This is a genomic window from Winogradskya consettensis (genome assembly GCF_018332715.1).
GTDB lineage: Bacteria > Actinomycetota > Actinomycetes > Mycobacteriales > Micromonosporaceae > Actinoplanes > Actinoplanes consettensis.
The window spans coordinates 62,596-75,495 of sequence record NZ_BOQP01000045.1 but is presented as its reverse complement, the minus strand read 5'-3'; the positions used below and the strand labels follow the sequence as shown (position 1 = coordinate 75,495).

Here is a 12,900-nt window from a genome sequence, read left to right as displayed (position 1 = left end):
CTCTCGGGCGACCGCTTACCGGTACCTTGCCGAAGGCATCGCGGTTCTGGCCGCCCGCCGGCCCGACTTGCACGAGGCGTTGCGGCGGGCCGCCGCCGACGGCTGGGCGTTCGTCATCCTGGACGGCAAACTCTTCGACTGCGACCGGGTCACCGAAACCGTGTCCAGCGTCAAAGGCGACAGCATCGATGCTTGGTACTCGGGAAAGCACCACGACTTCGGCGCGAACATCCAAGCAATCATGCTCCCGAACGGCCTACCGATCCGGACCGCCGAGGCCATGCCCGGGCATCTGCATGACCTGACCTGCGCCCGGAACCTTCATATCACCGCCGCATTGAACTGGGCTGCCGCCGAACTCGACCTGCCCACCCTGGCCGACTCCGGCTACGAAGGCGCAGGCCACGGCATCAAAACCCCGGTCAAGCAACCCGCCGACGGCAAACCCCTCGCCCTCGCCAACCGCAGCGTCAACCGGCTACTACGCGGCCTGCGCTGGCAAGGCGACCGCGGCTTCGCCATCCTGGCCGGACGCTGGAAAACGTTGCGCCACACCACCATCAGCCCCCGCAGAATCGGCGACGTCATCGCGGCAGCGCTGCACCTCACCCATTTCGAATACCGCTACCTCAACGAATCTTGCTGAGATCACGTCAGTGGTCGAAGATCGGTTTGTTGCTCGATCGCGGCAGAGTTGCTGCCATTGCCGAGGCGAAGTGCGGCATGGGCGGGCTTCGTGAAGAAAGCGCGCAGGATTTCCTTCGTTACGCAGGAATGCCTGCCTGCCTGTGTCCGGCTCGTACGCGGGGAGCCACCACGTCGCCCATGTCGCGTCCGTTCCCGCAGGACTCGCCACCGGTCGTGGACTTTGGGTTAGTGACTTCAAGGGCGCGCGTTGATTGTCGTGTCGAGCCCCGGGGTGTGACGCAGAGTTCGGTGTTTGTGGGTTAGTAGGCGGCGGCGTACTTCACCAGCCAGCGGTTGGTGAACCGGCCCCAGTCGAACAGGTCACCGGCGGCACGCCTGCGGTCACGCTCATATTCGGCGACGGCCTGCGCCCGGTGGGAGTTCGCCTCACGGAACAGTGCTCGTGCGGCCTCGATCCAGATCAGCTTGCCGTCCGGTGTCCGGGCTTCGGGGGAGTCGCGCCGCAAGCGGGTGGTGTGGCCGAGAGCTTTTCCGAAAGCTCGCCGCACCTTGTGCTCGCGCCGGAATTTTTCGGTTGCCGCGGAGTAGTTCCGGCGTCGTGTCGGGTCACGCATCCACGCCAGTTCAACGGTCGTAAAGATCTCCAGCTGAGCGTATTTCATGCCTTTATTGTTCTCAGGGTGTTTCATGATCGGAAGGGCAGGTGTGCCGTTGTCGGGTTGAGGGGGATCACACATATTCGAATGGCAGATAGCGAGTATTCGGATAGCCATGAAGTGGTGGCGGGCGGCTCCAGGTAGGCGATCCTGGTGCTCAGCGCGCCACGAGTTCGTTGGCCGTATTGTTGTCATCGGCAGTTGAGCGTGTGGCTTGGCATCGGAGACCAACTCGGTTGGCTTGCCGGGTGCGGCGGGGGTGGGATCATCGCCGGGTGAGCGAACAGCAAGGACAGGTTCTAGCGATCGGCGGGAACGTCGCCGTGACTCATCTCGTTGGCCGGGCATTCCCTGGGGGTGCACATCCAAGGTGACACGTTCGCCAACCTGCAGCAGCAGGTTGCCGACGTCGCACGTCGGCTGCGTCGAGATCCAAGCGATGACGAGGCGCTGGATGACCTCGATTACGCCGTCAACGAGATGACTGAAGTACTTCAGTTCTACGAGACCGTCCTTGCCGAGCGCGACCTCGATCTTCCCTACGTTCGAGAGGGCTCATCCTGAGGTCGGCTCCGCCCAGTTGAACGCACTCACATCGGCAGATCCGGATGCCGGCTCGGCCGACGGATGCCACTTTCCGTAGTGATGGGAGTGTCGCCTGCTGGAGACCGGCGCACTGCCAGTCTTACGCGCTGACCTTGATCCGGCCGACGTGGAACGGTGGCGGCCGTAAGCGAGCCCGCCAACGCCGGCGAACAGGTCGACTCAGTGCGTCGAACCACGGGGGTCTCCGGCGCGTCCGTGTGTGGGCCGTGCGCGGTGATCTTCGGCTCCTTCGGCACGCTGACCGACCCCGGCGCTGAGGAGTATCGCGAGCCCCTCGCGCACCGTACTGGCGAGCTGCTCGGCGTCTGCCGGCCACGGTTCTGGGAGGCGCCGGCCGGGAGTTCGGCGAGCACACCATCGGGGTCCACGGCGGGACGGAGAGCACGCTGAGGGACGTCAGCAGCAAAGATGAAATGTATGACCTGATGGTCGACTGAGTCGACGGCGAGGACGGGCCGCCTCCAGCACCGAACGGTAACTTGCGCAGCGCCTTGTTCGGACTGGACCACCGCATCCGCAGGTCCATCCTGCGGCATCCCTGCATGACCAGCATCGCCGCAGGCCGGCCCCACTTCGGGCCGAACTCGCTGGCGTGGCACGAATACGGCTTGGCCGTCATGGATGACCGCGGGCTGACCATCGACGAAATGCTCGTCGCCAACGAGATCTGCAATCGTTCGTCCGTGGCTTCACCACCCGCGAGGTGGCCGAGTAGCAGGCCCTGCAAAGGGCCGGCCTCGACGCCGACGCATGGGGACGAGCGATGCGGCCGTACGTCAGCAGAACCGGACGCCGACTCCGCCACTCCTCGTAGGCGATGGAGAGGGCCGCAACCTGGCTTCACCCGGGTGCGTGTGCCTGCCGTCGAACGTGGGGCTGTCGGCTTCCAAATAGCGCAGGTTGGCAATCAGTAACTGCACAGAGGACGCCACTGCCGACGGCGTCCCCTGTTCCGCCGGGTCAGGGGTGGGAGCGGCGCTCCAGGAATTCGTAGACGTCCTGGGCGTCGACGCCGGGGAAGGTGCCGGCGGGGAGGGCGGCGAGGAGGTGGGAGTGGACGCGGGCGCTGGGCCAGGCCTGGCCTGACCAGGAGTCGACCAGGGTTTCGGGTGGGCGGCGGCAGCAGGAGGGGTCCGGGCAGCGGGAGACCGTGCGGCGGGAGGTGTCGCCGCCGCGGAACCATTGGGCGTGTTCGAAGGGGGTGCCGACGGTGACGGAGAATTCGCCGGAGCGGGTGGATTCGACGTGGACCGTGCACCAGTAGGTGCCGGCGGCGGTGTCGGTGAACTGGTAGAACGACGAGTACGGGTCGGCGGCGTGAAAGACCGTGCGGGAGGCCCATTGGCGGCAGACGAGTTGGCCTTCGATGGCGCCCGTGACGTCGGTCGGGAAGCGGACGTTGTCGTTCTCGTAGGCCTTGTAGACGGTGCCGCTCTCGTGGACGCGGACGAAGTGGACCGGGATGCCGAAATGGTGGGTCGCCAGGTTGGTGAAGCGATGTGCCGCCGTTTCGTAGGAGACGCCGAATGCGTCGCGGAAGTCGTCGATGGCGAGGGCGCGGTCGGCTTTGGCGTCGCGCAGGAAGTCGACGGCGAATTTCTCCGGCATGAGCAGCGCGGCGGCGAAATAGTTGGCCTCGACGCGCTGGCGCAGGAAGTCTCCGTAATCTGACGGGTCGGCGTGGCCGAGGACGAAATGGCCCAGGGTCTGCAGGACCACCGCGCGGGGGTCGTGGCCTTTGCCGCTGGCGATCTGGGGCAGGTAGATGCGCCTGTTTCGCAGGTCGGTCACCGAGCGGGTGGATCCGGGCAGGTCGGGGACGTAGTGCAGGGTGAAGCCGAGTTGCGCGGCGATGTCGAGGATGCCGCGCTGCGACAGCGGGCCGGTGGTGTGCTTCACCGATTGCAGGACCTTCGCCGCTGCCTGTTCGATGTCCGCGAAGTAGTTGTCGCGTTCGCGCATCTGTTCGCGTAACTGCTGATTCGCCCGGCGCGCGACTTCGGGTGTCGCGCTCTGTTCGGTGAGCCGCCGGGCCAATTCCCGGTGCAGGCCGATCAGCGATTCCAGAGCGTCCGCCGGCAATCGCCTGCCGCCACGAACCGCGGGCAGGCCGAGCGTGGAATAGGCCGCGGAACGCTGAAAATGGGCCAGCTCGATCTCCAGCCCGGCGCGCCGGCTCGGCGCCTCCGGACGCAGAAGATCCTGCATGGGTACGCCCAGAGCGCCCGCGATCGCCTGCAGCACGCTCAGTTTCGGCTCCCGCTTCCCGTTCTCGATCAGCGACAGCTGCGACGGCGCCCGCCCCACGACCGCACTGAGCTGATCGAGCGTCATGTTCTTCGACCGGCGTAGATGCCTCAAGCGCTGGCCGAGGGTTACCAAGTCAACCTCGGAAGCCGTCATGCGTTTTGACGCTAGCAGAAGATTCACGTTTCTTCTGGTCACAAATGGCTTCAGCAGCCCCCAACGTCCCAGGGAAGGTCGAAGGACACCACCGAAACAGAAGAAGGCGGGATCATGACTGAGCTCAGCCGCTACCCAAGCTTGGACTATCAGACAGCGGAGTTGACCGAAACCAGGGCCAATAATCCAGAACTCAGCACCGCTTCTGATCTGGCCCGGGCGTGGGCCGGCGATCCGCGGTGGCTCGGCGTGCAGCGCGACTACACCGCGCACGACGTCGTCCGGCTGCGCGGGAGTCTGCAGGAGCGGCACACGCTGGCCGAGCGCGGGGCGCGCAGGCTGTGGGAGCTGCTGCACGAGCAGGACTACATCAACGCGCTCGGGGCGCTGACCGGCGGGCAGGCCGTGCAGCAGGTGCGGGCCGGGCTCAAGGCGATCTACCTGTCCGGCTGGCAGGTGGCCGCCGACGCGAACCTGTCCGGGCACACGTACCCCGACCAGAGCCTCTACCCCGCCAACTCGGTGCCCGCGGTGGTGCGCCGGATCAACAACGCGCTGCTGCGCGCCGACCAGATCGACACCGCGGCCGGGCGGCACGAGCGGGACTGGTTCGCGCCGATCGTGGCCGACGCGGAGGCCGGTTTCGGCGGGCCGCTGAACGCTTTCGAGCTGATGAAGGCGATGATCGCCGCCGGTGCCGCGGGTGTGCACTGGGAGGACCAGCTGGCCTCGGAGAAGAAGTGCGGCCATCTGGGTGGCAAGGTCCTCGTGCCGACAGCCCAGCATGTTCGTACGCTCAACGCGGCGCGACTGGCCGCGGACGTGGCCGGTGTCCCGAGCGTGGTCATCGCCCGGACCGACGCGCTGGCCGCCGACCTGCTCACCACCGACGTCGACGAGCGGGACCAGCCGTTCCTCACCGGTGAGCGTACGGCCGAAGGGTTCTTCCGGGTCCGCAGCGGACCGGAGGCGGCGATCGCCCGCGGGGTGGCGTACGCCGGGTACGCCGACCTGCTGTGGGTCGAGACCGGCAAGCCCGACCTGGAGTTCGCCCGCTCGTTCGCCGAGGCGGTGCACGCGGAGCACCCGGACAAGATGCTGGCGTACAACTGCTCGCCGTCGTTCAACTGGAAGCGCAACCTGGACGACGCGACGATCGCGCGGTTCCAGAAGGAGCTCGGGGCGATGGGCTACAAGTTCCAGTTCGTGACCCTCGCAGGTTTCCACGCGCTGAACCACTCGATGTTCGAGCTGGCCAAGGGGTACGCGGCCGAGGGTATGAGCGCGTACGTGAAGCTGCAGGAAGCGGAGTTCGCCGCCGAGGCCGACGGCTACACGGCCACCAAGCACCAGGCCGAGGTGGGTACGGGCTACTTCGACGCTGTCTCCACGGCGCTCAACCCGCACAGCTCGACGACGGCGCTGTCCGGCTCGACCGAGCAGGAGCAGTTCTGATGGAGGCCGTGACCGTGGCGCCGTCGCCGTACGACGGGATCCTGACCCCGGAGGCGATCGACTTCGTGGTGGCCCTGGACCGGGAGTTCGGGGCGCGGCGGGTGCAGCTGCTCGAAAGGCGGCGCCGGCGGCGTACCACGCGTACTGATCAACTGGATTTTCTGGCCTCGACCGAACGCATCCGTAAGGATTCGTCCTGGACCGTGGCGCCGCCGGCCGAGGATCTCGCGGACCGGCGGGTGGAGATCACCGGGCCGCCGGAGCGCAAGATGACCATCAACGCGCTGAATTCCGGGGCGAAGGTGTGGATGGCGGACTTCGAGGATGCCACGGCGCCGACCTGGGACAACATCGTCGGCGGGCACCGCAACCTGCGCGACGCGCTGGACGGCACGCTCGGCTTCACCGCCCGGGACGGCCGCGAGTACCGCGTCGGCGAGACCATCCCGACGATCATGGTGCGGCCCCGCGGCTGGCACCTGCCCGAATGCCACGTGCGCATCGGCGGGCGGGCGGTGTCGGCGTCGCTGTTCGACTTCGGCATGTACCTGTTCCACTGCGGGCGCCGGCAGCTCGACCGCGACAGCGGGCCGTACTTCTACCTGCCGAAACTCGAGAGCCACCTCGAGGCCCGGCTGTGGAACGACGTCTTTGTCTTCGCCCAGCAGCGCCTCGGCATCCCCCGCGGCACGATCCGCGCGACGGTGCTCATCGAGACGATCCCCGCGGCGTTCGAGATGGACGAGATCCTGTACGAGCTGCGCGAGCACTCCGCGGGCCTGAACGCGGGCCGCTGGGACTACCTGTTCAGCATGATCAAGAACCGGCCGGACGTGGTGCTGCCCGAACGGGCGGAGCTGACGATGACGGCGCCGTTCATGCGGGCGTACACGGAGCTGCTGGTCCGGACCTGTCACCAGCGCGGCGCCCATGCGATCGGCGGCATGGCGGCCGTGGTCCCCAGCCGCGACCCGGTCGCGGCGAAACGGGCGCTCAACCAGGTCAGGCAGGACAAGCGGCGCGAGGTCGGCGACGGCTTCGACGGCAGCTGGGTCGCGCACCCGGCCCTCGTCGAGACCTGCCGCGACGTGTTCGACCAGTGGCTCGGCTTCGAACCGAACCAGATCGTGCGCCGCCGCGACGACGTGCGGGTCACGGCGAAGGAGCTGCTCGACGTGCGGTCCCTCGGGATCACCGTCTCCGAGGTCGCGCTGCGCACCAATGTCAGCGTGGCGCTGCGCTACGTGGCGGCCTGGCTCGGCGGGCGTGGCGCGGTCGCCCTCGGCGGACTGATGGAGGACGCCGCCACGGCCGAGATCTGCCGCGCCCAGCTCTGGCAGTGGATCCACCGGGGTACGCCCACCGACTACGGCGTCCCGGTCACCGCCGGTCTCGTTGTGCGGATGCTGCGCGAGGAGCTGGATGTGCTCGCCGAGACCGGCGCCCTCGACGAGGATTCGGGGCGGCGGTACGGCCAGGCCCGCACGCTGCTGACGGTTCTGCTCACCGAGCGCACATGCCCGGAGTTTTTCACCCTGCCCGCGTACCTGCGTCACCTGACCGGGGACAAGCCCGTCCCGGCCCCGGCAATCCCGGCCTGACCAGCCACGATCATGCGGCCCGGCGGTGGTTCACCGCCGGGCCGTGACCGTTTTCCACACGGCCGTGCCCGGGTTGACGGACGGTGAGAAAGATCTTGATGCGGCGAGGCGGGCAGGGCGTGTTCCAGGTGCGATGCTGGGGCGGGATACACCCTCTAGCACCGCGGGGAGGACACACCGATGTCGCCGCTCAATGCCCAGAATCTGTCCTCGTTGCCGGACGATCTACCCGTCCCGGCGTACGACCGAGATCGTCTGCGGACAGGGATCGTGCACTTCGGGGTCGGTGGCTTCCACCGCGCCCACGAAGCCATGTACCTCGACCGGCTGATGGCCGAGGGCAAGGCACTGGACTGGGCCATCTGCGGCGTCGGCGTGATGCCCGCCGACGCACGGATGCGCGACGCCCTCACCGCGCAGGACGGCCTCTACACGCTGGTCGTCAAGGCGCCCGACGGCACCTGGACGCCGCAGGTCATCGGCTCTATCAAGGAATATCTCTACGCCCCGGACGACCCCGAGGCGGTCATCGAGAAGATGGCCTCCGACGACGTGAGGATCGTCTCGCTGACCGTCACCGAGGGCGGCTACAACTTCAACGCGGTGACCGGTGACTTCATCGCCGAGAACCCCGATGTGCAGCACGACCTGCACAGCTCTTCTCCCAGGACCCACTTCGGGCTGATCGTCGAGGCCCTGGCCCGCCGGCGCGAGCGGGGACAGCAGCCCTTCACGATCATGAGCTGCGACAACATCCAGGGCAACGGGCACGTGGCCAAACGCAGCTTCGTCGCGTACGCCACCCTGCGCGACCCCGCCCTGGGTGCCTACGTGCAGGAGCACGTGGCGTTCCCGAACAGCATGGTCGACCGGATCACCCCCGTGACGACCGACGAGGACCGCACCGAGATCGCCGCCCGCTTCGGGGTCGACGACGCCTGGCCCGTGGTCTGCGAGCCGTTCACCCAGTGGGTCCTCGAGGACGCCTTCCCGCTCGGGCGCCCGCCGTTCGAGGACGCCGGCGTGCAGGTCGTCGAGGACGTCGAGCCGTACGAGCTGATGAAGCTGCGCCTGCTCAACGCCAGCCACCAGGCGCTCTGCTACTTCGGCTACCTGTCCGGATACCGCCTCGTGCACGACGTCGCCCAGGACCCGCTGTTCGCCGATTTCCTGCTCGCCTACATGGACCGCGAGGCCACCCCGACCCTCGCCCCGGTCCCCGGCATCGACCTCGGCGAGTACAAGCACCAGCTGATCGACCGCTTCTCCAACGCCCAGGTCCGCGACACCGTCGCCCGCCTCTGCGCGGAGAGCTCCGACCGCATCCCGAAGTGGCTGGTCCCGGTCATCCGCCACAACCTCGAGAGCGGCGGCGACATCCTGCGCTCCACCGCCGTGGTCGCCTCCTGGGCCCGCTACGCCGAAGCCACCGACGAGCAGGGCCGGCCCATCGACGTCGTCGACCGCCTCCGCGACCAGCTCGTCGCCATCGCCCAGCGCCACGACGAGGACCCCCTCGCCTTCATCGCCAACCGCGAACTCTTCGGCGACCTCGCGGACAACGAGCGCTTCGTCTCCACGTACCAATCGGTCCTCGCCTCCCTGCACAGCAAGGGCGCCCGCGCCACCCTGGAAGACCTCGCCACCGCCGTCTGACCACCCCGCCGCACGGACCCGCTCCCCCCGCGGGTCCGTGCGCACCCCCTCAGTCGAGCCCCTTCCGGCCGGGGGTCCAGAACGGTTTGGTGAGTACGGCCCGGCGTGGCCAGCTACGTTCCTCCACCAGGTGACGGCGGATCAGCTGAATCGTCCTGGCCTCACCCGCGAGATAGGCCATGCCGGGTTCCGGGGGAAGATCCAAGCCGCGGACAGCATCGACGAGGGCCTCCGCGGAAGCAGCGGATCGCCCTTGGCGGTAGGTCCACTCGACGTCCCCGCCGGATCCCAGATCAAGGCGCTCCTCCGGGCTGTCCACCTCCAGGCGCGCGAAAACCCTGGCACCGGCCGGCACCGTACGCAGCATCGGGCCGAACGCGGCCTGCGCGGTTTCCTCCCCGGCGAACAGGTGGTAGGCGGCCGGTGCGGTGACGAACGTGCCCTGCGGCTTGAGGAGCATCAGCTCGTCGCCGGGCCTCGTGGTGCGGGCCCATGCGGCTCCCGGTCCGTCGCCGTGGTCGTAGACCATCAGGTCCATGGTCTGGTCGTGGTAATTCCAGACGGTGTACGTGCGCAGCGTGCCCAGCAGCCAGTCGAGGGCGCCGGGTCCGGCGGCTACCTGCACGCGGACGTGCTGGCCGGGCTGCCAGGTGATGCCGGTCAGGGCCGGTCCGGTCAGGGTGATCAGGCGTAGTCGTGGCGCCGGCCTCTCCACGGCGTGGACGCGCGCGGGCAGCAGGATGGGATCGAGCAGGCGACGTTTCACGAGTGGTCCTCGAGGCTGCGGAGGGAGGCCGCCGGGCTGCTCTCCCCGGTGCTCGCGGCGCTTCGGCCGGGGAGGAACGGGACCACGAGCAGCGGGATCGCGCTGAACGCGAGCGCCCACCAGAACGTCGTGGTGAACGCGTTCTCCGGTGTGGTCGCGCCGTTGAGCCTGCTCTGCAGGATCGTGGCGAGCACGGCGACCCCCAGCGGCGAGCCGACGCGCTGCACGACGCTGAAGGCGGCACTCCCCCGCGGTGCCTCCTCGTGCGACAGGCCGGCGAGCGCCAGGGAGAGCACCGGGAACGTGCTGGCCCCGAAGCCGATGCCGAGGACGAACTGCCCGGCGATCAGCAGGAGCGACTGGCCGCCCGCGCCGGAGAGCGCGAATGGGAGAACACCGATCATCATCAGGACCACCCCGCCGCCGACGACGACGCGGCCGTCGAGGTGGGCGGTGAACTTCCGGATGAGGCCGAAGTAGAGCATCGTCCCCACGGACTGGGGAATCAGCAGGAGTCCCGTCGCGAGGACCGACTCGCCCCGGACAACCTGGTAGTACAGGGGCAGGACGAGGGTGAGCGCGTACAGCGAGAAGCCGCTCATGAACGTGATGAGGCTGCCGACGCCGAAGCTTCTGCGGGCGAAGACCCGTACATCGATCAACGGTTTCCCGGTTGTCCGCAACGCGTGCAGGGTGAACAGGGCGAGCAGGACACCACCCGCGACGAGGGGGCCCCACGCCGACGCCGCGGCGAAGCCACCGTCGCCGGAGGACCTGCTGACCCCGAACGCGATCGCGACGACGCCGGGCGTCAGCAGGGCGAAGCCCAGCACGTCGAAGCGCTGCTCCCGCTGGCCGGGGACGCGTGGGAGAACGAGGTAGCCCACGGCGAGCGCGACGACGCACACCGGCACGTTGACGAGGAACACCCAGTGCCAGTCCCAGGACTCGACGATCACGCCGCCGAGCACGGAGCCCAGGATCGGGCCGAGCGCCGCCGGCAGCGCGATCGCCAGCATGGCACGCTCGACGCGCTCCGGACCGGCCGCCTGCGTCATGATCCCCATCGTGATGGGCACCACCATGCCGCCGCCGAGCCCCTGCACCACGCGGAAGCCGATGAGCTCCGGCAGGGTGCCGGCGACGCCGCACAGCGCCGAGCCGATCAGGAACACGGCGATGGCGAGCAGCCACGCGTTGCGGGCACCGATGCGCTCCGACAGCCAGCCGCTGAGCGGGATGACCGCCACGAACGCGAGCAGGTAGCCGGTGGAGACCCACTGAGTGTCGGCGACCGAGGAGCCGAACTCGACCTGCAGCCGGTGAAGAGCGACGTTGACGATCGTGGTGTCGAGAAGCGTGACGAGGGCGCCGAGGGCGAGCACGACGCTGAGCATGGTCAGCCGCCGGTCCGGAAGGGGGGAGGTCATGAAACTAAACTAAACCGTTCAGTTCCCGATAACAAGACTGGACGGTTCAGTTCCGGTAGGATCCGACTCATGCCCCCTGCCCCCCGGCGCCGGTCCGCCGGCAAGCGCACGGCGATCCTCGACGCGGCGCGGGAGCTCTTCGTCCGCGACGGCGTGGACCACGTCAGCATGGACGCCGTCGCCATCGGCGCCCAGGTCTCCAAAGCGACGCTGTACAGCCACTTCGGCAGCAAGCAGCTGCTGTTCCTGGCGATCCTGGCCGACGTCTCCGAGTCCCTGACCGCGGCGGTGGAGAAGACGCTGGACCAGCACCTCGACCCGGCGAGGATCCGGACCCTGCCGCAGCTGGAGGAGGCACTGACCCGGTTCGCGGGCGACCTGGCGACGATGATGACGGGCTCGGAGGGCTACGGCGGCGTCCTGACCCTCGTTAACCAGCGCCGCTGGCAGACCCCCGAACCCGCCGACGACGTCGCCACCGAACCGGTCGTGCAGATCCTCGCCGCGCGCCTGGCCGGCTTCGCCGACGCCGGCCTGCTCGACCTCGACGACAGCCGGACCGCGGCGTTCCACTTCGGCGCGCTCACGCTCCTGCTCGCCAACGACGATCAGCCCGACCCCCGCAACGTCGACCCGGACCGGCTCCGCCGCGTCGTCGCCGGCGGCGTCCGCACGTTCGTCCGGGCATTCGGCGCCCGGCAATCCAATCCGAAGCCCTAGCCGGCGTCCTGCCGGTCCAGCCACATGAGGATCGTGTGGCTGGTTTCCTCCGGCATTTCCTGCTGGATCCAGTGACCGCAGTCCAGGACGACCACGTCCACATCGGGCACGAACGTCGTCAGGCTTGCCGATCTCGGGATCATGTCCCGGTCGCCGTAGATCATCAGCGCGGGTTTCCGGATGATCGGGTCCACGGCCGCCAGCAGCCGCCAGTTGCGGTCGAGGTTGCGGTACCAGTTGATGCCACCCGTGAATCCTGACGCCTCGAAGGCCTCCACGAGAACAGCGAGCTCACCGTCGCTCAGCACGGGCTCGCCCTGCGGCTTCTCCGCTGTGGCAAGGTTCATCATCATCATTCCCGGCTCCGGCGGCTGTGGCGGTTCGTTCTTGCGGTACAGGTTGCGCAGGAACCGGGACGTGTTCGCGTCCAGGACGGCGTCGGCGACCCCCGGCTGCCGATTGAAGTGGACGAAGTAGAAGTCATCGCCCAGCATCTCCTCCATGACCTCGATCCAGGGCCGCTCCCCGCGCTCCTGGTAGGGCAGGCTCAGGTTGATCACTTTGCGCACCCGATCGGGATGCAGCAGGGTCAGCCCCCAGACGACCATGGCACCCCAGTCGTGACCGACGAAGGTGGCGTCCTCGTAGCCGAAGTGATCGAGGAGTGCGACGAGGTCACCCGACAGGTGAGCGATGTCGTAGTCGGTCACGTCGACCGGCCGGGACGAGTTGCCGTACCCCCGCTGGTTCGGGGCGATGACGTGGTAGCCCGCCGCGGCGAGGGCAGGCATCTGATGGCGCCAGGAATAGGCGTGCTCCGGCCAGCCGTGACACAGCACGATGGGCCTTCCCCCATGGTGCCGGCCCGCTTCGAAGACTTCGAGTTCGACGCCGTTGACGTGAACGATGGTGGGCTCGGGAAAATCGGTCATGGCGCCATCGTGCCGACCGGAACCGGT

Annotated in this window: 11 protein-coding genes and 1 pseudogene; 7 read left to right on the top strand and 5 right to left on the bottom strand. The window is 68.2% G+C overall.

The genetic code is table 11. The features are described 5' to 3' along the window. Positions 1-646 (top strand): transposase family protein (locus tag Aco04nite_RS36940; RefSeq protein WP_213001879.1); only part of this gene is annotated, 646 nt, incomplete at its 5' end. Between the two features lie 301 nt (positions 647-947). On the opposite strand, the gene Aco04nite_RS36935 is transcribed toward Aco04nite_RS36940, so the two are convergent. After that, on the bottom strand, positions 948-1,310 hold the full coding sequence (locus Aco04nite_RS36935; protein ID WP_213001878.1) for a hypothetical protein: 363 nt from the start codon (positions 1,308-1,310) through the stop codon (positions 948-950). Positions 1,311-1,640: 330 nt separating this feature from the next. Between Aco04nite_RS36935 and Aco04nite_RS36930 the strand changes: the two genes are divergently transcribed. Both Aco04nite_RS36930 and Aco04nite_RS50105 read left to right on the top strand, forming a co-directional pair. Next, a complete protein-coding gene (locus tag Aco04nite_RS36930; RefSeq protein ID WP_213001877.1) occupies positions 1,641-1,868 on the top strand; it encodes a DUF6959 family protein in 228 nt (75 codons plus the stop codon). 515 nt (positions 1,869-2,383) lie between these two features. After that, a pseudogene (locus Aco04nite_RS50105) lies at positions 2,384-2,824 on the top strand (TetR/AcrR family transcriptional regulator C-terminal domain-containing protein); the annotation flags it as partial. 46 nt (positions 2,825-2,870) lie between these two features. On the opposite strand, the gene Aco04nite_RS36920 reads toward Aco04nite_RS50105, so the two are convergent. Then, a complete protein-coding gene (locus Aco04nite_RS36920) occupies positions 2,871-4,313 on the bottom strand; it encodes a helix-turn-helix transcriptional regulator (protein ID WP_213001875.1) in 1,443 nt (480 codons plus the stop codon). A gap of 114 nt (positions 4,314-4,427) precedes the next feature. Between Aco04nite_RS36920 and aceA the strand changes: the two genes are divergently transcribed. The 3 genes from aceA (at position 4,428) to Aco04nite_RS36905 (ending at position 9,025) form a co-directional block, all read left to right on the top strand. Further along, positions 4,428-5,768: an isocitrate lyase gene (gene aceA, locus Aco04nite_RS36915; protein ID WP_244876571.1), complete on the top strand. Its 1,341-nt coding sequence runs from the start codon at positions 4,428-4,430 to the stop codon at positions 5,766-5,768. Beyond that, complete coding sequence (aceB, locus tag Aco04nite_RS36910) at positions 5,768-7,369, top strand: malate synthase A (protein ID WP_213001874.1); 1,602 nt, start codon at positions 5,768-5,770, stop codon at positions 7,367-7,369. Before aceA ends, aceB begins: the two co-directional genes overlap by 1 nt. Positions 7,370-7,549: 180 nt before the next feature. Then, positions 7,550-9,025 carry a mannitol dehydrogenase family protein gene (locus Aco04nite_RS36905; RefSeq protein WP_213001873.1) on the top strand — a complete coding sequence of 492 codons (1,476 nt, stop codon included), beginning with the start codon at positions 7,550-7,552 and terminating at the stop codon, positions 9,023-9,025. 49 nt (positions 9,026-9,074) lie between these two features. On the opposite strand, the gene Aco04nite_RS36900 is transcribed toward Aco04nite_RS36905, so the two are convergent. Together Aco04nite_RS36900 and Aco04nite_RS36895 are read right to left on the bottom strand one after the other, a co-directional pair. Beyond that, positions 9,075-9,791 carry a siderophore-interacting protein gene (locus Aco04nite_RS36900; protein ID WP_213001872.1) on the bottom strand — a complete coding sequence of 239 codons (717 nt, stop codon included), beginning with the start codon at positions 9,789-9,791 and terminating at the stop codon, positions 9,075-9,077. Beyond that, positions 9,788-11,221 (bottom strand): MDR family MFS transporter, encoded by a 1,434-nt coding sequence (locus tag Aco04nite_RS36895; protein ID WP_213001871.1) that lies wholly within the window; start codon positions 11,219-11,221, stop codon positions 9,788-9,790. The genes Aco04nite_RS36900 and Aco04nite_RS36895 overlap by 4 nt, the downstream gene beginning before the upstream one ends. A 69-nt stretch (positions 11,222-11,290) precedes the next feature. On the opposite strand from Aco04nite_RS36895, the gene Aco04nite_RS36890 reads away from it, so the two are divergent. Continuing rightward, positions 11,291-11,941, top strand: coding sequence for a TetR/AcrR family transcriptional regulator (locus tag Aco04nite_RS36890; protein ID WP_213001870.1), 651 nt, complete (start codon positions 11,291-11,293; stop codon positions 11,939-11,941). Here Aco04nite_RS36890 and Aco04nite_RS36885 read toward each other — a convergent pair. Beyond that, positions 11,938-12,873, bottom strand: a complete 936-nt coding sequence (locus tag Aco04nite_RS36885) for an alpha/beta fold hydrolase (RefSeq protein ID WP_244876570.1) — start codon at positions 12,871-12,873, stop codon at positions 11,938-11,940. The two genes, Aco04nite_RS36890 and Aco04nite_RS36885, sit on opposite strands and share 4 nt — an antisense overlap. Between the last annotated feature and the right edge of the window lie 27 nt (positions 12,874-12,900).